The sequence below is a fragment of the Streptomyces toxytricini genome (genome assembly GCF_014649915.1).
GTDB classification, from domain to species: domain Bacteria; phylum Actinomycetota; class Actinomycetes; order Streptomycetales; family Streptomycetaceae; genus Streptomyces; species Streptomyces toxytricini.
Map to the genome: position 1 here is coordinate 26,115 of NZ_BMTY01000025.1, position 26,002 is coordinate 52,116.

A 26,002-nucleotide genomic window follows, 5' to 3' on the forward strand; every position below is an offset into this window, starting at 1 on the left:
GGGTCCCCGGCGCCTGCCCCGGCACACCGCCTCGATGCATCCCGAGGCCGGCGGACCTACCGGCGGGCCCCGCCGCCCGGCAGGAACTCCCTGACCTTCGCCTTCAGACCCTGCCGGACGACGGCGCCGCGGTCGCTGTCACCGCGCAGCACCGCCTCGGCGGCCGCGGTGATCTGGTCCCACGTCGCGTGCGGCGGGATCGGCGGCACGGCCGGATCGGTGCGGAAGTCGAGGACGTACGGCCGGTCCGCGGCCAGCGCCCGGCGCCAGGCCGGCACCACGTCCTCCGGGTCCTCCACCCGCTCGCCGGCGAGCCCGAACAGGGCGGCCGCCTCCGCGTACGGCACGTCCGGGATGCTCTGCGAGGCCTCGAACTGCGGGGCACCCTGCAGGGCCCGCATCTCCCACGTCACCTGGTTGAGGTCGCCGTTGTTCAGCACCGCGACGACCAGGCGCGGGTCGGACCACTCGCGGTGGTACTTCGCGGCGGTGATCAGCTCCGCCATCCCGTTCATCTGCATCGCCCCGTCGCCGACGAGCGCGATGGCCGGCCGGTCGGGGCAGGCGAACTTCGCGCCGATCGCGTACGGCACCCCCGGGCCCATCGTGGCGAGCGTCCCCGACAGGGAGCCGCGCATCCCGTCGCGCAGCCGCAGGTGCCGGGCGTACCAGTTCGCGGCCGACCCGGAGTCCGCGGTGACGATCGCCCCGTCGGGCAGCAGCCCGTCCAGCGCGTGCACCACGTACTCCGGGTTGAGCGGGTCGGCCGACACCTCGGCCCGCCCCTCCATGACCTTCCACCAGCGCGCCGTGCCCTTCTCGATCGCGGACCGCCAGGCGCGGTTGCCGCGGCGGCGGCGCAGCAGCGGCAGCAGCCGCCGCAAGGTCTCCGCGGCGTCCCCGACGACGTTCAGCTCGAAGGGGTAGCGCAGGCCCACCATGCCCGGCTCGATGTCGATCTGCACCCCGCGGGCCTGCCCGAACTCCGGCAGGAACTGCGTGTACGGGAAACTGGAGCCCACCACCAGCAGCGTGTCGCAGTCCCGCATCATCTCGTACGACGGGCGCGTGCCCAGCAGGCCGATCGCCCCCGTGACGTACGGCAGGGTGTCCGGCAGGGCGTCCTTGCCGAGCAGCGCCTTGGCGACGCCCGCGCCGAGCACTTCGGCGACCTGCTCGACCTCCGCCCGGGCCCCCCGCGCGCCCTGCCCGATGAGGATCGCCGGCCGCTCGCCGGCATTGAGGATCTCCGCCGCCCGCGCCAGGTCCTCGTCCGCGGGGACGGGCGCGTAGCGGCCCATGCCCAGGCTGGAGGGCACCTGCTTGAACTCGTGTGCCGGAGGCTCGTAGTCGAGGTCCTGCACGTCGGCCGGGACGATGACCGCCGTCGGCGCGCGCCGGGACGCCGCGATCCGCATCGCCCGGTCCAGGACGCCCGGCAGCTGCTGCGGCACGTTGACCGTCTCGCAGTAGTCGGAGGCGACGTCCTTGTACAGGGCCGCCAGGTCCACCTCCTGCTGGTACGAGCCGCCCATCGCGGTGCGGTCGGTCTGCCCCACCACGGCCACCACCGGGACGTGGTCGAGCTTCGCGTCGTACAGGCCGTTCAACAGGTGGATCGCGCCCGGGCCGGAGGTGGCGACGCACACGCCCGTCCGACCGGAGAACTTGGCGTACCCGACGGCCTGCATCGCCGACATCTCCTCGTGCCGGGACTGCACGAACCGCGGCCTGTCCTCCGCGCGGCCCCAGGCGGCCAGGAGGCCGTTGATGCCGTCCCCCGGATAGCCGAATACGTACTCGACACCCCACTCCCGCAGGCGCTGCAACAACTGGTCGGCGACCTTCATCGGGCTGCTCCCTCCACGTCAGGTCCGACGGCCCGTCCGCCGCGCCTGCCCCCGGGCGCCCGCCCTACACGGGCCGGCCGGCCGCCCGCCGCCGTCAGGGCCGTCATCCCTCGACGCCGGTCGCGCCGTGCGACGAGCCCACCGGCTTCGACTCCGGCGAGCCGCGCTGGCGCAGGAAGACCGAGAGGATGACCATGGCCGCCACCGCCAGCAGCTCCGACTGCCAGTTCTGCAGCGTCCTGTTCCAGAAGTCCGGGGAGAGCACGTACGCCCCCCAGCCGACCGGATCCTGCAGCCGGCGCAGCTGCTGCTCGTCGTAGGCGGACATGCCCGCGATCGACTGGGCCGCCCACGACAGCAGGAACAGCCCGCCCATGACCAGGCCCAGCGAGCGCGAGTACAACCCCTGCCGCCAGTCCTTCGTACCGGCCCAGCGCGGCGAGTCCGCCCGCGCGTGGTCGCCCGCGCGCTGGTCGCGGTCCGACTCGGTGCCGATCTTGTGGAGCTCCTTCGACTCGGGGGAGCCCCGCTGTACCAGCCACACCGTGCCGAAGACGAACAGGAAGAACTGCAGGAACTCCGACTGCCAGTTCTCGCTGACGTCCACGGCGAAGTCCGAGGACATCAGGTACTCGCCCAGCCCGGTCCGCTGGAGCCCGGCCGCGGCGAGATCCTCGTTGAACTGCGCGTGCCCGGCCAGCGCCTGGAGGAAGAGGACGACGAGGAACGCCGAACCGAACGCCAGCGTCAGGCTGTTGTCCCGCCAGAAACTCCCGCCCTCCCGGCCCCGGGCGCCGTCCCCGCTCACCGGTGCATCGCCCCGATCGCGATGAAGTACCCCAGCCCGCCGACGACCACGACCAGACAGGCGACGAACAGACCCCGCATCCTCAACCGCCCTTCACTTCGCACGCGTACGGCTGCTCCCCGCGCGGGGTGCAGCCCGCGGCGACCACCCGCCACCCGTCGGCGAACTGCGACAGGAACAGCCGGTCCCGGCCCGCCCGGACCAGCGCCTGCCGCCCGTACACCCGGGGCCCGCCGACCGAGGCCGACACCGGCAGGTCCGCGTCCTCCAGGGCCTTCGGGCAGGGCTGCCGGTCGTCCTGCTCCAACTGCTCCAGGGTCTCCGGGGCCAGCAGACGGCACGCCGCCGCGTAGTCGCCGGAGGCCAGCGCCCGCTCGAAGGCCCGCCCGGCGCCCGTCGCCCCGGCCTGCCGCCCCCCGGCCGCACCGCAGCCCGCCAGCAGCACCGCCAGCAGCCCGGCCAGCGCGCCGGCGCGTGCGCCGCGTACGGCCGTCCGCCGCCGGGCCGCGGGCCCTCGCGTCCTCTGTGTCTCCACGCACGCCTCCCCGGCACAGGGCGGGCGGCCCCGGAACAGCGCCCACCGCGGGTTCCCCCTACCCGCCGGGCGCCCGCACCCGCCGCCTTCCGCGAGCGCTGTCACCCGCCCGGCCCAGCACGGTGCCCCCCTCCGCCGCAGTGCCCGCATCGACACGGCCGGACGGGCCCGCGCCTGCGGGCGTGCCGGAGGTGCGGGTGGTTGACTGGCCCGGGCCCGGCACCGCCCGGCTGGAACGCCGCGCCGATCGTGCATCCGTACGGCCCGTTCCACCGGAAGAGGCGGTGTGCAGGTGGTCGCAACGTCCGGAAGGGGGCCCATGGCCGGCATGCAGGCGGAGGCGCGCGGCAGCCGCACCGCGGACGGGGGCGCGCCCGGCGGCCCCGTGACGGAGGCCGACGCGGCCGCGGCCGGCGCCGTCGAGGAGGCTCTGCGCGCGCACGTCGCCGAACGACTCGCCGAAGCGCACGCCACCGACCCGGCGTTCGCCGAGGACGTCGCCGGGAGCGTACGCGACCTCGTCCTGCGCGGCGGCAAGCGGCTGCGGGCCCGCCTGCTGTGGTGGGGGTGGCGCGCCTGCGGCGGGCCCGCCGCAGGCCCCGGCGCCGACCGTGCCCGCGACCTGGCCGCCGCCCTCGAACTGCTCCAGGTGTGCGCCGTCGTCCACGACGACGTCATGGACCACTCGCCCGTCCGCCGCGGAGGCCCCTCCGCCCACGCCGGCTTCGCCCTGCACCACACCCGCTCCGGCCTGCGCGGCTCCGCCGACGCCTACGGCACCGCCGCCGCCATCCTCGTCGGCGACCTCGCCCTCGCCTGGGCCGACGACCTCGCCGCCGCCACCGCGCTGGCCGTCCCCGACGGCCCCCGGATCCAGCGCGAATGGCGGGCCCTGCGCGCCGAGATGGCCGCCGGCCAGTACCTCGACCTGCGGGCGGCCGCCACCGGCGCCACCGGGCTCGACGAGGCCGTCCGGATCGCCCGCCTCAAGAGCGCCCTCTACACCGTCGAGCGCCCCCTCGCGCTCGGGGCGGCGCTCGCCGGCGCCCCCGAGCGGACCACCTCCGTCCTGCGCTCCGCGGGCCGCTGCGCCGGCCTCGCCTTCCAACTCCGCGACGACCTCCTCGGCGTGTACGGGGACCCCCGCGACACCGGCAAACCCGCCGAGGACCTCTGCGCCGGCAAACTGACCTACCTGCGGGCCCTCGCCGTCCGGCTGGCCGCCCGCTCCAACGACACCGCCGCCCTGCACGCCCTCACCGCGGACTCCGGCCCGCAGGCCGGCGCCGCCGCGGCCCGCGAGGCCCTCGAACGCACCGGCGCCCGCGAGCTCGTCGAGGCCAGGATCGCCCGCCTCGTCCGCAGCGGGGAGCGCCGCCTCGCCGAACTCCGCGCCGAACCGGACGCCGTCGCCGCCCTCGCCGGACTGCTCGCCCAGGCCGCCGGAGTCGACACGGCGGCCGCCGCCGCGGGAGGCCGCCGATGAGGACCGTCCCCGGCCGTACGGACCACGTCGTCGTGGTCGGAGCCGGCCTGTCCGGCCTGTCCGCCGCGCTCCACCTGCTCGGCGGCGGCCGCCGCGTCACCGTCGTCGAACGCGAGGACGGACCCGGCGGCCGCGCCGGCCGCACCCGCCTCGGCGGCTACCTCCTCGACACCGGCCCCACCGTCCTGACCATGCCCCACCTCGCCGACGAGGCGTTCGCCGCCGTCGGCGACTCGCTCGCCGCCCGTGTCGAGCTGACCCCGCTCCACCCCGCCTACCGCGCCCGGTTCGCCGACGGCACCGCCCTCGACGTCCACACCGACGCCGACGCCATGGAGCAGGAGGTCCGCGCCTTCGCCGGAGCCCGCGAGGCCGCCGGCTACCGCAGCCTGCGCGCCTGGCTGACCTCCCTGTACCGCGCCCAGATGCGGCGCTTCATCGACACCAACTTCGACTCCCCGCTCCAGCTCCTCCACCCCGACCTGGCCCGGCTCGCCGCCCTGCGCGGCTTCGGCCGGCTCGACGCACAGATCGGCCGCCACCTGTCCGACCCCCGGCTGCGCCGCGTCTTCTCCTTCCAGTCGCTGTACGCGGGCGTACCGCCCGCCCGGGCCCTCGCCGCCTACGCCGTCATCGCCTACATGGACACCGTGGCCGGCGTGTACTTCCCCCGCGGCGGCATGCACGCCCTGCCGGCCGCCATGGCCGACGCCGCACGCGCGGCCGGCGCCGAATTCCGCTACGGCACCGGAGCGGCGGGCCTGCGCACCACCGCCGGCCGGGTCACCGCGGTACGGCTCGCCGACGGCGGGGAGATCCCCTGCGACGCCGTCGTCCTCACCCCCGACCTGCCCGTCGCCTACCGCCTGCTGGGCCGCAGCCCCCGCCGCCCGCTCCGCCTGCGGCACGCCCCCTCCGCGGTCGTCCTCCACGCCGGCAGCCGCCGCACCTGGCCCGGGCTCGGCCACCACACCATCTCCTTCGGCGCCGCCTGGAAGCGCACCTTCGACGAGATCACCCGGACCGGCCGCCTCATGAGCGACCCCTCGCTCCTCATCACCCGCCCCACCGCCCACGACCCCGCCCTCGCCCCGCCGGACCGCCACCTGCACTACGTGCTCGCGCCCTGCCCGAACACCGCGACCGGCCCCTCCGCCGCCGCATGGCGGGACCTCGGCCCCCGCTACCGCGACAGCCTCGTACGCGAGCTGGAACGCCGCGGCCTGGACGGCTTCGACGCCGCCACCGAGGAGGAACTGCTGGTCACCCCGGCCGACTGGACCGCCCTCGGGCACGCCGCCGGCACGCCGTTCTCCGCCGCCCACACCTTCGCCCAGACCGGCCCGTTCCGCCCCGCCAACCTGGTCAGCGGCGTCGAGAACGCCGTCCTGGCCGGATGCGGCACCACCCCCGGCGTCGGCGTCCCCACCGTCCTGATCAGCGGCAAGCTCGCCGCCCAGCGCATCCTCGGACCCGGGCGGGGGCGCCGCCCGTGACCCGGCGCGAACTCGACGCCGCCGGCATCGCCGACCCGCAGCTGCGGGCCGCCTACCGGCACTGCCGCCGGCTCAACGCCCGGCACGGGCGCACGTACTTCCTCGCGACCCGGCTGTTGCCCGTGCCCCGCCGCCCCGCCGTGCACGCCCTCTACGGCTTCGCGCGCTGGGCGGACGACATCGTCGACGACCTGGCCTGCCGGGCCGAGCCGCACGTCCGCGACGCCCGGCTCGCCCGGCTCGCGGACGCCCTCGACGACGGCCTGCGCACCGGCCGCAGCAGCGAGCCCGTCGTGCGCGCGCTCGCCCACACCGCCGACCGGTACGCGATCCCCGCCGGGCACTTCACCGACTTCATGGCCTCCATGCGCGACGACCTCACCGTCACCGACTACCCCACCTACGCCGACCTGCGCCGGTACATGCACGGCTCGGCCGCCGTCATCGGACTCCAGATGCTGCCCGTGCTCGGCACCGTCGCCCCGCGCGAGGAGGCGGCCCCGCACGCCGCCGCGCTGGGCGTCGCCTTCCAACTCACCAACTTCATCCGGGACGTCGGCGAGGACCTCGACCGCGGCCGGGTCTACCTGCCGGCCGACCTCCTCGCCGCACACGGCGCGGACCGCGCCCTCCTGGAGTGGAGCCGGGCCACCGGCCGGCCCGACCCGCGGATCCGCGCCGCCCTCCGGGCCGCGGCGGCCCTCACGCGCGGCGTCTACCGGGAGGCGGAACCGGGCATCGCCATGCTCGACCCGCGCTCCCGCCCCTGCATCCGGACCGCGTACCGGCTGTACGGCGCCATCCTGGACGCCGTCGCGGCCGACGGCTACGCCGTCGTCCACCGCAGGGCGGTCGTACCGCGGCGGCAGCGGGCCCGCGAGGCGGCGGCCGGACTCGCCGGGGTCGTCGCGGCGCGGCTGCGCGCCCGCCGGGCGCCCGCGCCCCGGGAGGCGGCCGCCGCAAGGGGAGAGGGAGGGACGGCATGACCGACACAGGAGGAGCACGGCGCGGGCGCCGAGGGCTGCCGCTGCGGGCAGGCCGGCGCGTGCCATGGGAACGGCAGGCCCCCACCTGGCGCGAAGCCAGGCCGGCGCTCATCGCCGACGCCCTCAAACGGGCGGCGGCGATGCCGTCGGGCAACTGGTACGTCCTCGGCGCCTCGCGGGCCGTCGGCGCCGGCGGCCGGCCGTTCGGCCGGACCATCGCCGGAACGGAGGTCGTGGCCTGGCGCGACGCCTCCGGCGCGCTGCGGGCCGGACCGGGCGCCTGCCCGCACCTGGGGGCCCCGCTGCGCGACAGCCGCGTCGTGTGCGGCGTGCTCGTCTGCCACTGGCACGGACTCGCCCTGCGGGGCGGCGAGCCGTTCGCCGGCTGGGAGCCGCTGCCGGTGCACGACGACGGCGTCCTCGCCTGGGTCCGCCTCGACGAGGCGGGCGGGGAGCCGCCGCTGGACCGGCCGGTCGTCCCGCCCCGGCCTGAAGGCGGCGCGGTCGACGCCGTGTTCGAGACGGTGGGCCGGTGCGAGCCCGAAGACGTCGTGGCGAACCGGCTGGACCCCTGGCACGGCTCCTGGTTCCACCCGTACTCCTTCACCGACCTCACCGTCGTGGGGATCCCGGACGGGCGCGCGGAGAAGGACGCCTTCACCGTCGACGTCTCCTTCAAGGTCGCCGGCCGGCTGGTCGTCCCCGTACGGGCCGAGTTCACCGCGCCCGAGCCGCGGACCGTCGTCATGCACATCACCGAGGGCGAGGGCGTGTCGTCGGTGGTGGAGACGCATGCGACCCCGCTGGGGACCGGCGCGGACGGCCGGCCCCGCACGGCGGTGGTCGAAGCGGTGGTCGCCGCCTCGGACCGCCGCGGCTTCGCCGCCGCCAGAGCCCTCGCACCGGCTCTGCGCCCCCTGATCCGCTGGGCCGCGGGCCGCCTCTGGCGCGACGACCTCGCCTACGCCGAACGCCGCTACCACCTCCGCGCCACGGGCCGCTTCCCCGGCTGACCCTCCGGGCGTGCGGGTCAGGGCCGGGCTGCGAGGCTGCGCGCTATTGCCGTGACCTCGGCGTCGACCTCGTCCACGGGTCCTCCGCTGCACCCGAGGAGTGCGTACTGCTCGTCGAGCTCGGCAAGCCGCTGCAGGAGGGGCAGTTCGTGTTTCCCGCGCTTGTGGCTCCAGAACGTGAGTTTCCAGGGCGCCAGCCCGCCCGCGAGCACCCGGCGCGCGAGGGCGCGGGCGGCGGGCTCCACCCCCTCCGGGCTTCCGAACGGGTAGAAGACGAGGCCGAGGCCGTCGAGTGCCGGAGGAAGCAGGTCGAGGACGTCGTAGTACGCCTCGGTGCGCGTGCACGCGGCGAGGATGCGCAGGCCGGGGGCGTCGAGCCCGGCGACGAGCGCGTCACAGGCGGCATCGACCACATCGCTCGCAGGGACCTCCCCCACGCTCCACAGGGCGGCACTGTCCTGCAGGGCGACGGCTGCCGCTTCGGTCGACATCATGGGCCCATGATCACCCGCAAGGCGTGTTCCGGTCGAACGAGTTCACCGGGGCCGCTGATCGGCGGTCAGGGACGCCAGGGTGCGCAGGAGCGGGGAGCGGCCCCGGCGGGGGACCGTCCAGAGGGGGTGGCCGCGGACGCCCCAGCTCTGCAGGAGGGTGTTCGCCGCCTGGATGCCCGTCGTCGCCGCGCGTTCCATCAGGGCCACGGGCAGGTTGCTGCGGACCAGGTCGCCCGCCGTCACCACGGCCGGGTGCGGGGTGCGGACGCCGGGGCGGGCGGCGTAGCCGCCGACGGGGAACAGGGGGCAGTCCTCGTGCCATTCGTGGCGGGAGTCCACGACACGGGCCGCGGCCGTCTCCGGGTAGACCTCGTGCAGCCGGTCCAGCAGGCCGCGCTCCACGGCGGCGCGGTCGCGGGCCGCCGGCCCGTCCACGGCGTACGCGTGGAGCTCCACGACGCTGCCGCCGGTGCGCCCGGCCCACCGGGAGGCCTCGCCCTCCCAGCGGTCGAGGACGCTGACGTTGTCCAGCCCGCCGTACCCGCTCGTGCCGAGGAACCCCGGCCGGTCCCGGCGCACGGGCCGGTCCAGCCACAGCCGCGACACGAGGAACGGCGGCGCGGTGCGCTGTGCGGCGATCCCTGCCCGCCACGCCGCGTCCCCGAGGCCGGGGGAGCCGGCCACCAGCGACCGCAGGCCCGGGACGTCCAGGGCGAGGACGACCGCGTCGTGGCGGGCGCCGGCGCCGCCGCACTCGATGCCGAGCGTCCCGTCGGCGTGCGGGACCACCGCGTCGACGGGCGCACCGGTGCGGACCTCCGCGCCGAGGCGGTCGAGGTAGCGGCCGAGCGGCTCCCACAGCGCCTGCGGGAACGGCTCGTCGGGCAGGTCGAACAGCAGCCCCTCGGATGAGCCGAGGAAGTAGATGTGGAACATCAGCAGCAGCTCGGCCGCCGACAGTTCCCCCGGATCGGCGAAGAAGCTGCGCGAGAACACCTCGAAGGCCAGGTGGTGGGCGGCCTCCGGGAAGTTGACGGCGGCGAGGAAGTCGCGGGCGCTGACCCCGTCGAACCGCTCGTACACCTGCGGCACCCGGACGTCGAGCAGCGGCAGCGCCGCCCGCGGGTTGAGCGCGGCCAGGTCGCGCCAGCCGAACGTCGGGCTGAGCGCGACGAAACCGAGGGCGCTCCACGGCGGCGTACGGGGGACCCGGGCGAAGCTGTCGGTCAGCCCGCCCCGGTGGCGCAGCGGGTAGTCGGGCACGGGCCTGAGCACGGAGAGGGCCGGGTCGGCGCGGCGCAGCAGGCCGCGCAGGTTGTAGTACTGGCGGAAGAACGCGTGGAACCCGCGGCTCATCGTGACCGTCGAGCCGTCGGAGAGCCGCGTGGGCCAGCCGGCGAGCCGCCCGCCCAGCTCCGGCCGGCGCTCGTACAGCGTGACGCGCACGCCGCGTTCCGCGAGGGCGGTGGCGGCGGCGAGGCCGGCGATGCCCCCGCCGACCACCGCGGCGCGCGGGGCCTGCGACCCGGTGAAGCGGGGTCTGCCGGGCGGCGGCAGCAGGATCTCGGCGCGGCGGTCCCGGCCGCGGCGGGGCGCGGGGGGCATGCCGGGGGAGGGGCGTGCGTCCGTCGTGGCGCTCATGCGGTGGCCCCCTTCGGGGCGGGCGCGGGACGGCTGGCGAGGAACGTGTGGACGATGCCGGTCTGCCACCCGGGCACCGGCAGCACCCGTACGCCCGTGAACCCGGCCGCTGCCATCCGCTCCGCGAACCGCGGGGCCGTGTCGAACGCCCTTACGCTGCCGTGCAGGTGGCGGTACAGGCCCCCGTTGCCCGTGAGCGTGCCGGCCGGGACGACGACCGCCCGGCACACCGCGGACCACAGCGCCCGGTGCACGGCCGACCCGCTGAGGCTGTAGTCGTGCACCGCGAGCCTGCCGCCGTCGCGCAGCAGCGCCCGTACGGCGGCCAGTACGGCGTCGGGGTCGGACACGTTCCGGAAGAGGTAGCCGGCGAACACCGCGTCGAACGGGCCGGTGACCCCGGCGTCGGCGAGCCGCTCCACCGGGGCGTGCACGAAGCGCACCCCCGCCGGCCAGGGCTTGGCCGCGGCCCGCCGCAGCATCCCGGCGGAGGCGTCGACGGCGGTGATCCGGGCGTACGGGGCGGCGCGCAGCAGCGCCGCGGTGGAGGCGCCGGTCCCGCAGCCGGCGTCCAGGAGGTGCAGGCCGGCCCCGCCGGCGGGCAGCCGGAGCCGGCGGGCGGAGCGCCGGAGGTCGGCGCGGTAGCCGGCGTTCAGGCCGGTGAGCCGGTCGTACGTGCCGGACGCCCGGTCGAAGGCGCGGGCGAGGTCAGCGTCCCGCAGCAGGGTCGTCGTCTGGTTCATCGGGCCTCGTTTCACGGGGAGCGGCGTGCGCGGCGTTGCGGGGCAGGAAGGGCAGTTCGGCGACGGTGCGGAGCATGGGCGCGACGGGCGTGGCGCAGCCGACGAGGAGGTCCTCCCACAGGGCCGTCGTCCCGTCGAGGAAGCGCAGCACCCGTTCGGCGGGCACCTTGCGGAAGAGGTCGGTGAAGAAGCGGGGGCCGTCGATCCGGCCGGTGTCCAGGGCGCGGAGGACGACGGCGTCCATCGCGAGGGCCCGGCGGCGGTGCGGCGCGGGCAGCCGGGGGGCCCGTCCGTCGCGCAGGTCGGCGGCGACGGCCCGCGTCTGCCGCTGCACCGCGGAGAAGGTGTAGCCGGTCGAGGGCCGGGTGGCGCCGCCGGCCGCGCCGATGAGGTGGACGTGGGCCCCGGCCCGGCGCGGGTGGCGCGCGTCCGTCATCGGAATCACCCCCGACTCCGCGGCCCGCACCTCGAACGGCCCCAGCCGCAGCACGTCACGCGTGTAGTGCTCCAGGGCGGCGGTGTAGGCGTCGCGGGCGAGCGGGGCGCGGGAGAACTCGGTGTACTCGACGAGCGCCTCCGACGGCCCGAGCGGCAGCACGTATCCGAAGGCGAGCCCGTGGGCCGGCTGCGGGACCCGGAAGTCCATCAGCTCGACGACGTCCGGGTCGAACGCGGGCCGGGCGGTGCGCACGAACCAGCCGCGGAAGTGCTGGAGCAGCACCGTCCGGGCCGGCGGGAGCGCGGGCAGCGGACGCGAGTCGAACAGGTGCCGGCCGCGGACGGCGATGCGGCGGCCGTCGGCACCGGTGCACACGGCCTCCGCACCCCAGGGGGTGTCGCGTACCGTCTCGGCGGTCGCCGCCACGAGCCGGACACCGGGCAGGCCGGCCAGCCGGGAGCGCACGGACGCCTCGAACGCCTCCGACCGCAGCATCCGGTAGCGCAGCGCCCCCAGTTCGCCGTCGACGACACCGCCGTCGCGGCCCCGGACCCGCAGCCGCGCCCAGGACGCTGCCTCGGCCTCCGGGTGGTCGGCCGGGCCGGCCTGCCAGAAGCACCAGGTGCGGTCGCCGGGGCGCAGTGCGCGCCGCGGCGTCTCCACGACGGCGACGGAAAGCTCCCGCCGGGCGCCCGGCAGGGTGAGTGCGTGGGCGAGCGACAGACCCGCCGCCCCACCGCCGACGACCACCACGTCGACGTCGACCTCCGGCCCGCGCCCCACGCCCCGCCTCCTCCCGCCCTCATGCCCTCATGCCCTCATGCCCTCGGCCCCACTTCGCCGCGCACCGGCGCGGCGGATGCACCCCGCCCCCGCCGGCAGCCGGCCGGCCCGGACAGGCCGCGGCAGCGGGGCGCCGGGGCGCACCGCACTTGTACCGTGCCGGACCGCTGCCGCAGCGCACGCCACGCGGCACCGGCCGGCGCGGATGGCCGGCGGCGCGCGGGGCAGGCGACGGGTGTCGGGCCCGGCGTACCGGAGGTGGTGCAGATGGCTGGCGGAAGGACGTCCCTGCGGGGGCGGGTCGTCGTCGTCACCGGGGGTTCCAGCGGCATCGGGCGGGCCACCGCGCTGGCCTGTGCCCGGCGGGGGGCGTGCGTCGTGGTGGCCGCCCGCAGTGCCGAGCAGGTGGAGGAGGTCGCCGAGTCGTGCCGCCGCCGCGGCGGGCCCGCGCTCGCCGTGCCCGTCGACGTGGCCGACGAGCGTGCCGTCGCCGGTCTCGCCCGGGCCGCCGTGGAGCGGTTCGGGCGGATCGACGTGTGGGTGAACGCCGCCGCGGTCGGAATCCTGGGCCGCTTCGACCAGGTACCGGTGGCGGACGTGCGCCGGCTGCTGGACGTCAACGCCGTCGGCGCCCTGAACGGCGCCCGCGCGGCCGTCCCCGTCATGCGCCGCCAGGGCGGCGGCGTCCTCGTCGACGTCGCCTCCCTCCTCGGCGCGCCGGTCGCGGCCCCCTACATGGGCGCCTACGCCATGTCCAAGGCCGCGCTGACCACCTTCGACGACGTGCTCCGCCGCGAGCTGGCCCTGCGGGGCGACCACCGGATCGCCGTCTGCACCGTCCTGCCGACGGGCGTCGACACCCCGTTCTTCCAGAGCGCCGCCAACCACAGCGGCCGCGCCCTGCGATCCCTGCCGCCCGTCGCCACCCCCGAGCGCGTGGCCCGCGCCGTCGTGCGCGCGGTGCGCAGGCCGCGCGACCGGGTGCTGGTCGGCCCGTACGCCCGCTCGATGGCCGCCGCCCATGCGCTGGTCCCCGGCCTGCTGCGGCGGGGCATCGCCTGGCGCACCGACCGGGCCTACCTGGCGCGCACCAGGCCGCGGCTCCCGCAGCCGGGGAACCTGCACACGCCGACCGGCGCCCGCGCCGCCCTGCACGGCGGGCGCCACGGCGGCGCCCGCACCGCCGCGCGCCGGGCGGCCGCGGCCGCCGCCGCGGTGCTCGCCGTGCGCGCCGCCCTGAGCGGCCGCCGCGCCCCGAGGTGAGCACGCGGCGCCGTGTGGGCCCGCCCCCGCGGGGTAGGCGCGACGGCCACCCGCCTTCAGGAAAGGGGAGAGCCATGGCAGTCCAGCACCGGCTGGTGCAGTGCCCGCCCGACCGCGTCTGGGACGTCCTGTGCGACGGCGACCGGTACGCGGAGTGGGTCGTCGGCACGTACGACTCCCGGCAGGAGGACGACCGCTGGCCGCAGGAGGGATCCGCCCTCCGCTACCGGCTGAAGATCGGCCCGTGGACGTTCGACGGCCACACCGTCGTCCGCATCCACGAGCCGCCCCGGCGCCTCGAACTGGAGGCCAAGGCGGGCCCGCACGCCAGCGCCCGGATCGCCATCGAACTGGTGCCGTGGGGCGGCGAGACCCTCGTCGTCCTCGACGAGCACCCCTTGCGCGGCCGGGGCTGGACCTTCCACCACGCCGCCATCGACGCCGTCTCCCAGATCCGCCACCGCAGCATGCTCTCCCGCCTGGCCCGAACCTGCGAGGAGCACCCCGGGGCTGCCGCGGCGGGGGACACCGAGGCGGGGGCCGGGGCCCGTGCCTGACCCCGACGCGGTCGTCATCGGCGCCGGCCCCAACGGGCTCGTCGCCGCCAACCTCCTGGCCGACGCCGGCTGGCGGGTCGTCGTCTGCGAGGCCGCGCCCGAACCGGGCGGCGCCGTCCGCAGCGACCGGGGCCTGGACCCCTCGTACGTCCACGACCTGTTCAGCGCCTTCTATCCGCTCGCCGCCGCCTCCCCGGTCATCCGCCGCCTGCACCTGGAGCGGCACGGGCTGCGCTGGAGCCGTGCGCCCGCCGCCGTCGCCCATCCCTTCCCCGACGACCGGTGCGCCGTCCTCGGCGGCCGGGTGGAGGAGACCGCGGCGTCCCTGGAGCGCTTCGCCCCCGGCGACGGCGCCGCCTGGGAACGCATGTGCGCCATGTGGGACCTGGTCCGGGACGACCTCCTCGACTGCCTCTTCACCCCCTTCCCCCCGGCCCGCGCCGGCCTCCGCCTCGCCGCCCGCCTCCGCTACACCCGGGCCCTGCACCTGGCGCGCACCATGCTGCTGCCGGCCCGCCGGTTCGGCGAGGAGGAGTTCGACGGCGAGGGCGGCCGCCTCCTCATCGCGGGGAACGCGCTGCACGCCGACCTCGGCCCCGAATCGGCCCTCGGCGGCGGCTTCGGATGGCTGATGTGCATGCTCGGCCAGACGTACGGGTTCCCCGTGCCGCAAGGCGGCGCGCAGGCCCTCACCGGCGCCCTGGTGGGCCGGCTGGCGGCCCGCGGCGGGGTCCTGCACTGCGGGCGGGCCGTCACCGAGGTGCTCGTGCACCGCGGGCGGGCCGCCGCCGTCCGCACCGCCGACGGCACCTGCATCCGCGCCCGGCGGGCCGTCCTGGCGGACGTACCCGCGCCCCTCCTGTACGAGCGGCTGCTCGCGCCCGAGCACGTCCCCGACCGGATCCGCGCCGCGCTCCGGCGCTTCCAGTGGGACTTCGGCACCGTCAAGGTCGACTGGGCGCTCTCGCGGCCGATCCCCTGGCGGGCGGAGGGCCCGGCCACCGCCGGCACCGTCCACCTGGCCGACGGCCTGGACGAGCTGACCCTGTGGTCCGCGCAGATCGCCATGCACCGGGTGCCGAGCGACCCGTTCACCGTCCTCGGCCAGATGACGACGGCGGACGCCCGCCGCTCGCCCGCGGGCACGGAGTCGGCGTGGGCGTACACGCACGTCCCGCAGTCGGTCACCGGCGACGCGGGCGGCGACGGCATCACCGGCCGGTGGGACGAGCGCGAGAAGGAGGCGTTCGCCCGGCGGATCGAGGACCAGGTGGAGCGCTACGCGCCGGGCTTCCGCGACGCGGTCCGCGGCCGCCGGATCCTCGCCCCGCCCGACCTGGAGCGCCTCAACCCCGCCCTCGTCGGCGGCTCGGTCAACCAGGGCACGACCAGCCTGCACCAGCAGCTGGTGTTCCGGCCGCTCCCCGGCACCGGACGCCCCACCACCCCGGTCCGCGGCCTCTACCTGGCCTCGGCGACCGCGCACCCGGGCGGCGGCGTGCACGGCGCGCCCGGCGCCAACGCCGCCCGCACCGCCCTCCGCACTCCCCGCCCCCTGCGCACGCCCCGCCGACGGCCGCGCACCCCCTGACATACGGCAGGGGGCGCGCGGCCCGGCGTCGGGCCGGTGTCACAGGGTGTCGGGGTCCTTCCGCTCCAGCGGCTCCAGCGCCGGCCCCTGGAGCACCGTCCCGTCGACCGCGAAGCGGGAGCCGTGGCAGGGGCACTCCCAGGTGCGCTCGGCGTTGTTGAAGCCGACCAGGCAGCCCATGTGGGTGCACACCGCCGACACGGCGTGCAGCCGGCCCCCGTCGTCCCGGTGGACGGCGTACGGCCGGCCGCCGGACCGCACGACGGTGCCCTCGCCGGGCGCCAGCTCGGCGACGGGGCCGCGGCTGCCCTCGCCGAGGCTCCGCAGCCTGTCCTGCACCAGGTGCCGTCCCACCTCCCACTGCGCCTTCAGGTAGGCGGGGGCCTCGCGGACCACCGGGCCGATCCGGCCGGGATCGTAGAGCCCCGCCCACGGTTCGGGCGCGCCGGCGACGATCGAGGCGATGAGCCGTCCGGCGAGGACGCCGCCGGTCATGCCCCAGCCGCCGAAGCCGGTGGCCACGTACACCCGCTCGCCCGCCGCGGGCAGCGGCCCGATCAGCGGCACCGTGTCGGTCGGTGTGTTGTCCTGCGCCGCCCAGCGGTGGGTGACCTCCAGGCCGGGGAAGCGGTCCGCCGCCCAGGACGCGAGCCGCCGGTAGCGCTCGCCGACGTCCGCCTCCGAGCCCGGGGTGAAGGCCTCGCCGGTGACGATGAGCAGCCGCTCGCCGTCCCGGCCGGACGGCGCCGTCCGCACGGAGCGGGTGCCGCCCTCCCGGGTGATGTACATCCCCTGCGGGTCCGCTCCGGCGGGCACGGTGCCCGCGACGACGAGGTCGCGGTGCTGGTCGAGCCGGGTGGCCAGCAGCGCGTGGTCGAACAGCGGGTGGTGCGCGGCGACGACGACCGTGTCGGCGGTGACGGTCGCCCCCGAATCCGTGGCCAGGTGGTGCGGCGTCCCCCTGCCGAGCCCGGTGACCCGGGTGTTCTCGAAGATGCGGCCGCCGTGCGCCGCCAGGTCCTCGGCCAGCCCCCGCAGGTACGCGAGAGGGTGGAACTGGGCCTGCCCGGCGGCCCGCACCGCCCCCGCCACCGGGTACGGCAGCCCGGTCTCCGTCACGAACGACACGTCCAGGCCGGCCGCGCGGGCCGCATCCGCCTCGGCCCGCAGCTCCGCCACGCCCTCCTCCTCCGTGCAGTAGGTGTACGCGGCACGGTCTTCGAGGGAGCAGTCGATGCCCAGCGCGGCGGCCGTCTCCCGTACGTGCGCCAAGGCGGCGCTGTGGGACCGGGCGTACAGGGCGGCGGCCTCTTCGCCGCGGCTGTCCAGCAGCTTCCCGTAGACCGACGGGTGCAGGGCGGTGAGCTTGCCGGTGGTGTGCCCCGTCACCCCGCCTGCGGTCCGCAGCGCCTCCAGCACCACCACGCGGTGCCCGGTGCGGGCCAGCTCCCATGCCGTGCTCAGCCCGGCGATGCCGCTGCCGATGACGGCCACGTCCGTCTCCACCCTCCCCTCGAGGGCGGGGCGCGGCGGCAGCGGCGCGGTCTGCGTCCAGTACGAGGCCCATTCCGGAGCGGAGTCAGCGTTCATGCGCGGCGGCTGCCCCGGAACGGCCGCCGCAATCACCCCCGTCCCCGCCGGCCGGGGGTTGCACCGGGCGCGGGTGGGCAGCCGCCGACCATGAGCACCACGGAACCCGCGGACGCCGCGGCGGCCGGCCCGGCCGGGGACGGCCCGCCCGGACCGGCTGACCTGGAGGCCCTCGCCGCCTGGGTGGCCGTCCCGTCCGTGTCGTCGGACCCCGGCCGCGCCGGGGACGTACGCCGGTCCGCGCGCCTCCTGGCCGAGGAGATGCGCCGGGCGGGCGCGCCCCGGGCGGAGGTCTGGGAGACGCCCGGCCTGCCCGCCGTCTTCGGGCGCTGGCCGGCAGCCGACCGGCGGGCGCCCCGCCTGCTCGTCTACAGCCACCACGACGTCCACGCCGCCGACCCCGCCGAGTGGCGCACCACGCGGCCGTTCACGCCGCTGCTCCGCGACGGGCGCCTCCACGGGCGCGGGGCGTCCGACGCGAAGGGCCAGGTCATGGCCCACCTGTGGGCGCTCCGCGCGCACACGGCCGGCCGGTCCGCCCCGGCCGTGTCGGTGGCGTACCTGGTGGAGGGCGAGGAGGAGGTCGGCTCCGGGCACATGGCCGACCTGCTGTCCGAACACGCCGACGACCTCGCCGCCGACGTCGTGATGGTCTCGGACACCATGCTGTGGTCCCCGACCGTGCCGGCGGTCTGCGCCGCCGTCCGCGGATCGGTCACCGCCACCCTCACCGTCCGCGGCGCCGACCGCGACCTGCACAGCGGGGCGGTCTCCGGCGCCGCCGCCAACGCGCCCGTCGAGCTGTGCCGCCTGCTCGCACAGCTCCGGGACGACTCCGGCCGGGTCGCCCTGCCCGGCTTCCACGACGACGTCGCCGCCCCCGGCCCGGCCCTGCGCGCCTCCCTCGACGCCCTGCCCTTCGACCCCGGCGACTGGCTCGCCCGCACCGGCACCTTCACCGCCGACGGCGAGGACGGCTTCGCCGTGCCCGAGCGCCTGTGGACCCGGCCCGCCTTCGAGGTCGCCCGCCTCACCGCCGGCCGCACCGACACGCCGGCGCTCGGCCTCATCCCGGCCGAGGCCTCCGCCGACCTGCTGTTCCGGCTCGTCCCCGACCAGCGCGCCGACCGCGTCGAGGACCTGCTCCGCAGCTGGCTGGCCGACCGGCGGCGGCCCGGCTACCGCTACGACCTGGAGATCGCCGACACCAACTCAGACCCCTACCGCACCCCCGAGGACCATCCGGCGCTCGCCGTCCTCGACCGCGCCGTCGGCCGCGCCTACGGGGCCCCCGCCCTTCGCGTCGGCAACGGCGGCGCGGCCCCGGCCGCCCAACTCGCGCGCGCCTGCGACGCCCCTGTGCTCTTCTTCGGTACCGGACTGCCCGGCGACGGCTGGCACGGCCGCGACGAGCACGCCGACGTCCGCGCCCTCCGGCTCGGCGTCCGGGCTCTGAGAGCCTTCCTCGAGGAACTTCCGTCCGCGCTGCGGCGCACCTGAGGCCGCACCGGCCGCAGGGCCCGTCCGCCGGATCGCGGCCGGGGCCGCGGCGTCCGACACGGCACCTCGCCGCGTTCACGGGCCGCCCCAGGCGCCGCGGCCCTCCGACCCTGATCCGCCGGACAGGCCCGGGCCGCCCGTCACGCCGCGGGCGCCCAGGCGGCGTGCAGCCGCTCCTCGTACCCCAGCGCCCCGGCGAGGTCCGCGGCGAGCACCGCATAGCGCCAGGCGGACCCCTCCGCCGGCGCCCCCGCGTACAGCACGACCCCCTCGCAGCGTGCCGGGTCGTACGCGAGCCCCTCCGCCCGGAGCCGGGCCGCCGCCGCACCGAAGCGGAGGCCGGGCTCCGCCCGCACCCGGCCCGTCGCCCAGGCCCGCTTCCCGCACCCGCCCGCCGCGGCGAGGCGCGCCGCCATCGCCTGCGGCGTCGTCGTCGCGGTCCGCCGGACGTTGCTCTCCCCGGCGTACGGCACGCCGTCCGCCGACACCATCGCGTCCAGGCCGAACGGCCCGGCGTACCCGCGCTCGGCGAGGTAGCGGCCCAGCGCCCCGCCCCACTCCTCCAGCACCGCCGCCAGGCCGGCGGACGCCTCCGGCAGCGGCGCCGCATAGCCCGCGAACGCGCCCTCCACGGTGCGCATCTCACCCGTGAACAGGGTGCGCGGCCCGTCCGGGCCGGTCTCCATCTGGACGCTCACCGAGCGGGCCGCGTCGATCCGCTCCTCGACGACCCACAGCCCCCGCTCCCCGCCGACCGCGGCCAGGCCGCGCGCCGCCCACGGCACGGCCGCCGCGGACAGGAAGAGCATGCCGTGGCCGCCGGCCGACCGGTCGGGCTTGACGACCACCTCCCCGTGCGCCCGCAGCATCTCCGCCACCGCCGCGGCCACCCCGGCGCGCCGGCACACCCGGCCGTCCGGCATCCGCATCCCCAGCTCGCGGCCCGCCTCCCGGAACCCGGCCTTCGTGTTGAGCAGCCTCGTCACCTCGAGCGCCGCCTCGGCGTCGTCCGCCGTCGCGTACGGGTGCACTGGCACCCCCAGCCCGCGCGCCAGGGCCACCGCGGAGGCGTCAAGCGCGGTCGGCAGGACCGCCGCCGGCGGCCGCGCGCCCGCCGCCCCGCGGACCGCCGCGACGGCCGGATGCGGCCCGGACCGCGCGGCCGCCGCCCCGAAGGCCCCCGGATCGGCGACCACGCCCAGCGACGCCCGGGGGACGCCCGTCAGGGCGCAGGCGTACGCGAGGAACTCCTCGCCGATCTCCACCGGGGACACCAGCACGTCCCCGGGACGAAGCAGCCACACCTCGCGCGGGGCCTGCTCCGCCCAGGCGCGCAGCGCCCCGCCCTCGGCCAGGTCGACCGCCAGGTCGGAGACGAGGTTCGCGTAGTGCACCAAGGGGCCGGTCACCGCGCGCCGCCCGCCGGACACGGCCCCGGCCGAGGACTCCGCGGCGCGGCGGGGGCCGCCCTCACGAGTCCTGCCCGGCGGAGCCGGGCTCGGCCATCCGGCGGTGCATCTGCGCCTTGACGGAGTCGGGCAGCACCTTGTTGGCGAGGGCCTGCGCCTTGGTCTTCGCGGAGCCGGCGACGACCTTGTCCTTGCCCGCGAAGAGCGCGTCCAGGCCCTGCCGGGCCACCTGGGCGGCGTCGTCGTCGTCCTTGTCCTGCCGGCCGACCGCCGTGTCCTCCATGCCGGCGCGGCGGAAGAAATCGGTCTCGGTCGGGCCCGGCATCAGCGAGGTCAGGGTGACGCCCGTGTCGGCGAGTTCGTTCTGGAGCGCCTCGGTGAAGGACTGCAGGAACGACTTCGAGGCGTTGTACACGGCCTGGAACGAGCCGGGCATCGTGGCGGCGATGGACGAGGTCACCAGGACGCGGCCCCCGCCGCGGGCCTCCATGTCCCGCAGGGCCCGCTTGGCGAGGTGCACCGTCGACCGCACGTTGAGGTCGATGATCTCCAACTCGTCCGCGAGGTCGTTGCCGGTGAAGGCGCCGCCCTGCCCGACCCCCGCGTTCAGGACGACGACGTCCAGCGGGCGGCCGGAGGCGGTGGCCCTCTCGTAGAGCCCGTCGGTCTGTTCGGGGGAGCGCAGGTCGGCCACGACCGCCTCCACCTCCGTGCCCGCCGCGCGGACCTCCCGAGCCGCCTCCAGGAGCCGGGACTCGTCCTCGGCGTTGACGACGAGGTCGTAGCCCCGCTCGGCGAGCTGCCTGGCGAGTTCGAGGCCGATGCCGCTCGACGCGCCCGTGACGAGGGCGAAATGCCTGGCGTCGGTCATCCGGAACACCGCCTCTGCATCCGTGGGACTGTTTGCTCCGCGTTTGCCCCGCAATGCCGGGCCGATGCCGCGCTGGCGGCCGAATCAGGCATGCGCCCGGCCGTCGCGGACGGGGGCGGGCTGCGGGGCCGGGCGGCACGGGCCATGATGGCGGCGTGCCCGTCCACCGGAGCCCCGTCCCCCGGCGCCCCGTCCCGGCGGCCGCACCCGGCCGCCTCACCTCCGCGCCCACCCCGCGCACCGCCGTGGCGTGGCTGCCCCCGGCCGCCCTCTGGCCGGCCATCCAGGCCGTTCGCGCGGAGCACGACCCGCAGATCCGCCGCTGGCCGCCGCACGTGAACCTGCTCTTCGGCTTCGTCCCCGAGGAGGACTTCCCCGCGGCCCTGCCGCTGCTCGCCGCCGCAGCCGCCGACTGCGAGCCGTTCGACGCCCGGCTCTCCGGAGTCCGCTCTTTCCGGCACCGCGCGTACTCCACCGTGTGGCTCGACCCGGCCGCGGCCGGCACAGCGCCCTGGACCCGGCTCCGGGCCGCACTGGCGGAGCCGTTCCCCGCCTGCGCGGACCGCTTCCCCCGCTTCACCCCGCACCTGTCGCTCGGCCGCACCCGCTCCCCGCAGTCACTGGCCGCCGAGTGCGCCGCCCGGATCGGTGTGCTCCACGCCCGCGTGGACGGCATCGCGGTGCTCTCCCGCCGCGGCGACGGCCCGATGCGGACGCGCGCCGTGATCGCCCTCGGCACCGGCCCCGGTCACGCCGCGCCTGGGCCGGGAGGTCCCGGCCGGCGGTGACCGGCCCGCCGTCAGCGCAGGTCGAACCGCATCAGCACGCGCGGATGTCCGGCCAGGACGGAGGAGGTGTCCGCGCGGTGCACGAACCCGGCACGCTCGAAGTTCTTCCGCAGGCCGGCGTACGCCATCGTCAGATCGACCTTGGCACCGCCACTGTCCAGAGGGTACGCCTCGACGACCGGAGCGCCCTGCGTACGCGCGAACTCCACCGCCCCCGCGATCAGCGCGTGCGAGACTCCCTGCCCGCGGTGCCCGGGCCGCACGCGGATGCACCACAGGGACCACACGGGCAGGTCGTCGACGCGCGGGATGGTGCGGCTGCGCGCGAAGGCGGTGTCCGAGCGCGGCGCCACGGCGGCCCAGCCCACGGGGATGCCGCCGTCGTACGCGAGCACCCCCGGCGGCGGCCCCTTCCGGCAGAGGTCGGACATGTATGCGCCGCGGGCCGGACCGCGGAGCTCGTTGTTCAGCTTGGACGGGATCCGATAGCTCAGGCACCAGCAGACGTTGGCGCCGGGCGACTTCGGACCGAGCAGCGCCTTCACGTCCTCGAACACGGACGCAGGGCGGACATCGATGGCCATGTCCCCACCCTGCCACGCCGGTCGGCGCCCGGCACAGGCGGTAAGAGGCCGCGTACCGCGGGCTGTTAGGTTGGCCGTCCGCCCCGGACGTCCGTCCGGGGACCACGGCGGGGGAGACGCGGGCAGTGCGAGGCACAGGGGTGAAGGCGGTCGGAGCGGCCGTCCTGTTGGCGGGGCTGGCGGCCTGCGGGCCCGCGGAGTCGAAGGGCGCCACCGGGGCGGGGGCTTCGGAGGCCTCCGCGGCGGGGACACCCGCGCCGACCGCAGGCGCCGCCTCCGCGGCCCCGCCGGCGGGGTCCGTCGGAACGGCCGGCAGCCCGTGCACGCTGCCCGTCGCCTTCGACCTGGCGCGGGACTGGAAGCCGAAGGCCGTCACGCACGCCGATGACGAGGAGTTCGCCGCACTGTTCAAGCAGGGTGGAACGACCCTGGCATGCGAGATCGACGCCAAGCCGGCCGGGCACCTCGGCTTCCTGCGCGTCTGGGTCGCCGACGCCCCCGCCGCGGCCGGCGACGCCCGCCGCGTGCTGGAGGCCTTCATGACCGGGGAGAAGGCCAAGGGCGCACCCGCCTACGCCGACCTGCGGGCCGGCACCGGCGACGGCAGCCTGCCGGCGGTCGAGGCCCGGTACGAGACGGCGCCGCTCGACGAGCCGAAGAAGGAGCGCGCGGTGGCGGTGGTCACCCCCGGCGGCAAAGCCGTCGTGCTCCAGCTGGGCGGTTTCGACACCGCGGAGCACGACGCGATGCTGCCCGCCTACCGGCAGACCCTCCAGTCCCTCCGGCCGACCGGCTGACCCGCCCCTGCCCGCGCCCGCGAGGCGGCCTCAGGACCGCCTGCTTCCCGGGACCTTCCACCCCAGCAGCCAGGCGCCGACGCTGATGACCAGCATGTTGACGCCGATCTGCGAGGGCAGCGTGCCGAACCCCGTCTGCCGCCGGCCGAGGGCCGGCCGGAGCCCGTGGAACAGCAGGACGTCGGCCGCGAAGACGGCCGGCAGGACCACGGCCGGGTGCAGGCGGGGCCGCGGCAGGGCCTGGCCGAGCGCCACCAGGGCGATGACGGCAGGCCCGGCCGGGCCCAGCCCGTGGGGGAGGTCCGCCAGGCGGTTCCACGGCGGCGTGCCCGTCAGCAGGATCAGCGCGAAGCACCCCGCCAAGCGGACGAGACGGCCCCGCGCCGCGGGGCCCGGCCCCGTACGGCCGCCGTGGCGCCCGGCGCCGGCTCCGCGCGGCCGGGCCGCGGCGCCGGCACGGCCGGGGCGCTGCCGCCCCGGCCGAACGGCCCGACGCCCCGGGGCGCCGCCGGCCGCGGCCTCCAGCGCCGCGAGTGCCTCCTCCGCCGTCGCCCGCTGCTCCGGGTCCTTCGTCGGCAGCGCCCCGAGCGGCGGCGCCGGCGCGCCGGCCCGGACCGGCGGGCGCGGCTCCTCCGCCGCCACCGCGATGCACAGCGCGCTGAACGTCTCGGCCGCGAACGGTGCTTGCCCTCGACGGCCGTGTACAGCATCGCCCCGAGGGCCCACAGGTCGTTCGCCGGAGCTGCCGGCCGCCCGAGCAGCTGCTCGGGCGCCATGGAGGCGGGGGTGCCGGGCACGGCGCCGGTGCGGGTGAGCGCGGTGGTGGCGTCGGCCGCGTGCGCGATGCCGAAGTCCGTGATGACGCCCCGGTCCTCCGCGAGCAGCACGTTGTCCGGCTTCAGGTCGCGGTGCACGATGCCGGCGTCGTGGGCGCGGCGCAGCGCCTGGAGGACCGCCCGCCGGTCGCGGCCGCCCGGGCGACCGGCAGCGGCCCGTCCGCCTTCAGGACCGCGCCGAGGGAGCGGCCGCGCCCGTACTCCGTCACGATCACCGGCGCCCCCGCATGCTCGACCACGTCGTGCACGGTGACGTTGCCCGGGTGGTCGAGGCGGGCGCCGGCCCGGGCCTCGCGCAGGACGCGCCGTACGAGCAGGTCCCGCTAGGCCCCGTCCACGCCCGGCGGGAGCAGGAGCTCCTTCACCGCGGCCTCCCGGCCCGGCGTCTCGTCCGGCCCCCGCCACACACGGCCCATGCCGCCCTGCCCGATCACGTCGAGCAGCCGGTACCGGCCCCCGATCAGCACCCCGCCCCCCACGCTCGCGGGGCCACCCTGGTCGTCGGCTGTGCTCGGCACCGCCCCTCACGGGGTGTCCGGGGTCCTCACCACGCACAGGGCCCAGATGACGGCGCTGTACATGGCGATGGCCACGAGCGACCAGAGCGGGTAGTACGGCAGGGACAGGAAGTTGACGACGACGAGGATGCCCGCGAGGACGACCCCGCCGATCCGCGCCCACCGCGACGGCTTCATCAGTCCGAGGCCGACGGCGACCGCGAGCAGGCCGAAGATGAGGTGCAGCCATCCCCAGGCCGTCAGGTCGAACTTGAACATGTAGTTGGGCGTGCTGACGAACACTTCGTTCCGGGCGATGGCCATCAGGCCGCGGAAGAAGTCGAGGATGCCGAAGACGATCAGCATCACGGACGCGAAGACGACCAGACCGCTCGCGAAGGGGTGGTACCCCTCCCGGCCCGTCTGCGTGGTTGTCATGGCTTCGACTCCGATCGTGGGCGTTCCCCGAGGTCCCGGCACCCGTGGGAGGTGCCGGATCCGACTGTGCGGTACGGGCGGCCCGGGCGGATCACCCGCGGGAGGTGAGGCGCGCGTACCAGGCGGACGCAGCCGCCCACTGCCCCAGGGCCAGCCCGGCGACCGCCACCACGAACGCCGCGATCAGCCAGGAAAGCAGGGTGAAGACCGGGCCGAGCATGCCGAACTCCTCGTACCCGCGTCTCATCGCGACCGGCATCAGGAGTCCCGCCGCGTACGCGAAGAGGACCATCCCCGTCCCTGTGAGCACCGCTCCCGGCAGGAGCGGGATCCAACCGATCCGCGCACACAGCATCAGGTGCTGCGTCCACCACCACAGCAGGACGGACACCACCAGCGACAGCAGGAAGCCGGGCGCCGGCCCCAGGCCGAAGCCGCGGCGCAGCGGCGCCTGCACGAACAGGACCACCAGCCACACCGCGAGCCAGGCGAGCCAGCGCCACGCCACGCTGAGGATGCTCGCCTTCGGCAGCCGCCAGCACCGTTCGCACACGGCCTGCAGGGCCCGGCTCACGGCGGTCGCCGAGAGCAGCGCCACGACGATCCCGGCGGCTCCCGACGCGTCCCGCACCGAACCGCTCGCGTTGTACGCGGTGCGCACCTCCTGGAGGGTGTCGCCGCTGATGCCGAGGACCGCGCTCAGCGACTCGGACATCAGCTCCTTCATCGGCGGCGGTGCGAACGCCGCCACCACGAGGAGGAGCGGGATCGCGGCCAGGAAGGTCTGGGCGGCCAGCCGGAACGCGCTGTCCAGCGGGTTCACCTCCATGAGGCGGCCGGTGAACTGCCGCAGCCGGGCCCGCGCCGCGGCCGGCCTCATCCCGGGCGCAGGCCGGACCCGTGCCCCGTCCCGACGTGTCCGCCCGGGCCGCGGCGCGAGTCACCCGTGGCCGCCGCGAGGATGCCCAGGACGACCAGGAGGAGGACGACGATGCCGAACACGAGGG

The 26,002-nt window shown here is 76.9% G+C and carries 26 protein-coding genes and 1 pseudogene; 10 read left to right on the forward strand and 17 right to left on the reverse strand.

Translation table 11 applies throughout. The features are described from left to right. Positions 1 to 56 precede the first annotated feature (56 nt). The 3 genes from IE170_RS27225 to IE170_RS27235 form a co-directional block, all read right to left on the reverse strand. Positions 57 to 1,850: a thiamine pyrophosphate-requiring protein gene (locus IE170_RS27225; protein WP_189812108.1), complete on the reverse strand. Its 1,794-nt coding sequence runs from the start codon at positions 1,848 to 1,850 to the stop codon at positions 57 to 59. Between the two features lie 103 nt (positions 1,851 to 1,953). Further along, positions 1,954 to 2,658 (reverse strand): DUF6766 family protein, encoded by a 705-nt coding sequence (locus IE170_RS27230; protein WP_189812109.1) that lies wholly within the window; start codon positions 2,656 to 2,658, stop codon positions 1,954 to 1,956. Between the two features lie 82 nt (positions 2,659 to 2,740). Next, positions 2,741 to 3,193 (reverse strand): hypothetical protein, encoded by a 453-nt coding sequence (locus IE170_RS27235; RefSeq protein WP_223856834.1) that lies wholly within the window; start codon positions 3,191 to 3,193, stop codon positions 2,741 to 2,743. Between the two features lie 319 nt (positions 3,194 to 3,512). Here IE170_RS27235 and IE170_RS27240 point away from each other — a divergent pair, with 319 nt between their 5' ends. From IE170_RS27240 to IE170_RS27255, 4 genes are read left to right on the forward strand one after another with little or no spacing between them, the layout of a single operon-like run. Further along, complete coding sequence (locus tag IE170_RS27240; RefSeq protein ID WP_223856835.1) at positions 3,513 to 4,679, forward strand: polyprenyl synthetase family protein; 1,167 nt, start codon at positions 3,513 to 3,515, stop codon at positions 4,677 to 4,679. After that, the gene (gene crtI, locus IE170_RS27245; protein ID WP_189812110.1) at positions 4,676 to 6,175 is read left to right on the forward strand and encodes a phytoene desaturase family protein; all 1,500 of its coding nucleotides are present in this window, start codon (positions 4,676 to 4,678) and stop codon (positions 6,173 to 6,175) included. Before IE170_RS27240 ends, crtI begins: the two co-directional genes overlap by 4 nt. Then, a complete protein-coding gene (locus IE170_RS27250; protein ID WP_189812111.1) occupies positions 6,172 to 7,161 on the forward strand; it encodes a phytoene/squalene synthase family protein in 990 nt (329 codons plus the stop codon). Before crtI ends, IE170_RS27250 begins: the two co-directional genes overlap by 4 nt. Further along, positions 7,158 to 8,174, forward strand: coding sequence for a DUF5914 domain-containing protein (locus IE170_RS27255; protein ID WP_189812112.1), 1,017 nt, complete (start codon positions 7,158 to 7,160; stop codon positions 8,172 to 8,174). Before IE170_RS27250 ends, IE170_RS27255 begins: the two co-directional genes overlap by 4 nt. Before the next feature lie 17 nt (positions 8,175 to 8,191). On the opposite strand, the gene IE170_RS27260 is transcribed toward IE170_RS27255, so the two are convergent. Genes IE170_RS27260 through IE170_RS27275 form a run of 4 tightly spaced genes read right to left on the reverse strand, consistent with a single transcriptional unit; the run spans position 8,192 to position 12,274 of the window. Continuing rightward, the gene (locus IE170_RS27260) at positions 8,192 to 8,668 is read right to left on the reverse strand and encodes a hypothetical protein (protein WP_189812113.1); all 477 of its coding nucleotides are present in this window, start codon (positions 8,666 to 8,668) and stop codon (positions 8,192 to 8,194) included. 42 nt (positions 8,669 to 8,710) lie between these two features. Continuing rightward, positions 8,711 to 10,309: an FAD-dependent oxidoreductase gene (locus IE170_RS27265; protein ID WP_223856836.1), complete on the reverse strand. Its 1,599-nt coding sequence runs from the start codon at positions 10,307 to 10,309 to the stop codon at positions 8,711 to 8,713. Continuing rightward, positions 10,306 to 11,052 (reverse strand): class I SAM-dependent methyltransferase, encoded by a 747-nt coding sequence (locus IE170_RS27270; protein WP_189812114.1) that lies wholly within the window; start codon positions 11,050 to 11,052, stop codon positions 10,306 to 10,308. The genes IE170_RS27265 and IE170_RS27270 overlap by 4 nt, the downstream gene beginning before the upstream one ends. Then, entirely contained in the window at positions 11,018 to 12,274 is a 1,257-nt protein-coding gene (locus IE170_RS27275) for a lycopene cyclase family protein (RefSeq protein ID WP_189812115.1), read from the reverse strand. Before IE170_RS27275 ends, IE170_RS27270 begins: the two co-directional genes overlap by 35 nt. 267 nt (positions 12,275 to 12,541) lie before the next feature. Here IE170_RS27275 and IE170_RS27280 point away from each other — a divergent pair, with 267 nt between their 5' ends. From IE170_RS27280 to IE170_RS27290, 3 genes are all read left to right on the forward strand, one after another. Continuing rightward, positions 12,542 to 13,537: an SDR family NAD(P)-dependent oxidoreductase gene (locus IE170_RS27280; protein ID WP_189812116.1), complete on the forward strand. Its 996-nt coding sequence runs from the start codon at positions 12,542 to 12,544 to the stop codon at positions 13,535 to 13,537. Positions 13,538 to 13,611: 74 nt separating this feature from the next. After that, the gene (locus IE170_RS27285) at positions 13,612 to 14,094 is read left to right on the forward strand and encodes an SRPBCC family protein (RefSeq protein ID WP_189812117.1); all 483 of its coding nucleotides are present in this window, start codon (positions 13,612 to 13,614) and stop codon (positions 14,092 to 14,094) included. Next, a complete protein-coding gene (locus tag IE170_RS27290) occupies positions 14,087 to 15,685 on the forward strand; it encodes a phytoene desaturase family protein (protein WP_189812118.1) in 1,599 nt (532 codons plus the stop codon). Before IE170_RS27285 ends, IE170_RS27290 begins: the two co-directional genes overlap by 8 nt. A gap of 39 nt (positions 15,686 to 15,724) precedes the next feature. Here IE170_RS27290 and IE170_RS27295 read toward each other — a convergent pair whose 3' ends face one another. Further along, a complete protein-coding gene (locus IE170_RS27295) occupies positions 15,725 to 17,275 on the reverse strand; it encodes an FAD-dependent oxidoreductase (protein WP_189812119.1) in 1,551 nt (516 codons plus the stop codon). A gap of 90 nt (positions 17,276 to 17,365) precedes the next feature. Here IE170_RS27295 and IE170_RS27300 point away from each other — a divergent pair, with 90 nt between their 5' ends. Continuing rightward, on the forward strand, positions 17,366 to 18,775 hold the full coding sequence (locus tag IE170_RS27300; RefSeq protein WP_189812120.1) for a M20/M25/M40 family metallo-hydrolase: 1,410 nt from the start codon (positions 17,366 to 17,368) through the stop codon (positions 18,773 to 18,775). Between the two features lie 140 nt (positions 18,776 to 18,915). Here the strand turns inward: IE170_RS27300 and IE170_RS27305 are convergent, their stop codons facing one another. Both IE170_RS27305 and IE170_RS27310 read right to left on the reverse strand, forming a co-directional pair. Then, positions 18,916 to 20,184, reverse strand: coding sequence for a preATP grasp domain-containing protein (locus IE170_RS27305; RefSeq protein WP_189812121.1), 1,269 nt, complete (start codon positions 20,182 to 20,184; stop codon positions 18,916 to 18,918). A 61-nt stretch (positions 20,185 to 20,245) separates the two neighbouring features. Further along, positions 20,246 to 21,055, reverse strand: a complete 810-nt coding sequence (locus IE170_RS27310) for an SDR family NAD(P)-dependent oxidoreductase (protein WP_189812122.1) — start codon at positions 21,053 to 21,055, stop codon at positions 20,246 to 20,248. Positions 21,056 to 21,210: 155 nt separating this feature from the next. On the opposite strand from IE170_RS27310, the gene IE170_RS27315 reads away from it, so the two are divergent. Beyond that, positions 21,211 to 21,843 carry a 2'-5' RNA ligase family protein gene (locus tag IE170_RS27315; RefSeq protein WP_229885211.1) on the forward strand — a complete coding sequence of 211 codons (633 nt, stop codon included), beginning with the start codon at positions 21,211 to 21,213 and terminating at the stop codon, positions 21,841 to 21,843. A gap of 11 nt (positions 21,844 to 21,854) precedes the next feature. On the opposite strand, the gene IE170_RS27320 is transcribed toward IE170_RS27315, so the two are convergent. After that, positions 21,855 to 22,427: a GNAT family N-acetyltransferase gene (locus tag IE170_RS27320; RefSeq protein ID WP_189812124.1), complete on the reverse strand. Its 573-nt coding sequence runs from the start codon at positions 22,425 to 22,427 to the stop codon at positions 21,855 to 21,857. A 125-nt stretch (positions 22,428 to 22,552) separates the two neighbouring features. Here IE170_RS27320 and IE170_RS27325 point away from each other — a divergent pair, with 125 nt between their 5' ends. After that, the gene (locus IE170_RS27325; RefSeq protein WP_189812125.1) at positions 22,553 to 23,224 is read left to right on the forward strand and encodes a lipoprotein; all 672 of its coding nucleotides are present in this window, start codon (positions 22,553 to 22,555) and stop codon (positions 23,222 to 23,224) included. A 30-nt stretch (positions 23,225 to 23,254) separates the two neighbouring features. Here the strand turns inward: IE170_RS27325 and IE170_RS32960 are convergent, their stop codons facing one another. From IE170_RS32960 to IE170_RS27350, 6 genes and pseudogenes are all read right to left on the reverse strand, one after another. Next, on the reverse strand, positions 23,255 to 23,866 hold the full coding sequence (locus IE170_RS32960) for a hypothetical protein (protein ID WP_229885213.1): 612 nt from the start codon (positions 23,864 to 23,866) through the stop codon (positions 23,255 to 23,257). A gap of 89 nt (positions 23,867 to 23,955) precedes the next feature. Beyond that, positions 23,956 to 24,138, reverse strand: a pseudogene (locus IE170_RS33520) (protein kinase domain-containing protein); the annotation flags it as partial. Continuing rightward, positions 24,123 to 24,299, reverse strand: a complete 177-nt coding sequence (locus tag IE170_RS32965; RefSeq protein WP_229885214.1) for a hypothetical protein — start codon at positions 24,297 to 24,299, stop codon at positions 24,123 to 24,125. The gene IE170_RS32965 and the pseudogene IE170_RS33520, both read right to left, overlap by 16 nt. A gap of 84 nt (positions 24,300 to 24,383) precedes the next feature. Next, entirely contained in the window at positions 24,384 to 24,578 is a 195-nt protein-coding gene (locus IE170_RS27340) for a hypothetical protein (RefSeq protein WP_189812128.1), read from the reverse strand. A gap of 6 nt (positions 24,579 to 24,584) precedes the next feature. After that, on the reverse strand, positions 24,585 to 24,995 hold the full coding sequence (locus IE170_RS27345) for a DUF7144 family membrane protein (protein ID WP_189812129.1): 411 nt from the start codon (positions 24,993 to 24,995) through the stop codon (positions 24,585 to 24,587). A 91-nt stretch (positions 24,996 to 25,086) separates the two neighbouring features. Next, entirely contained in the window at positions 25,087 to 25,875 is a 789-nt protein-coding gene (locus IE170_RS27350; RefSeq protein ID WP_189812130.1) for a ribonuclease BN, read from the reverse strand. Positions 25,876 to 26,002 lie beyond the last annotated feature (127 nt).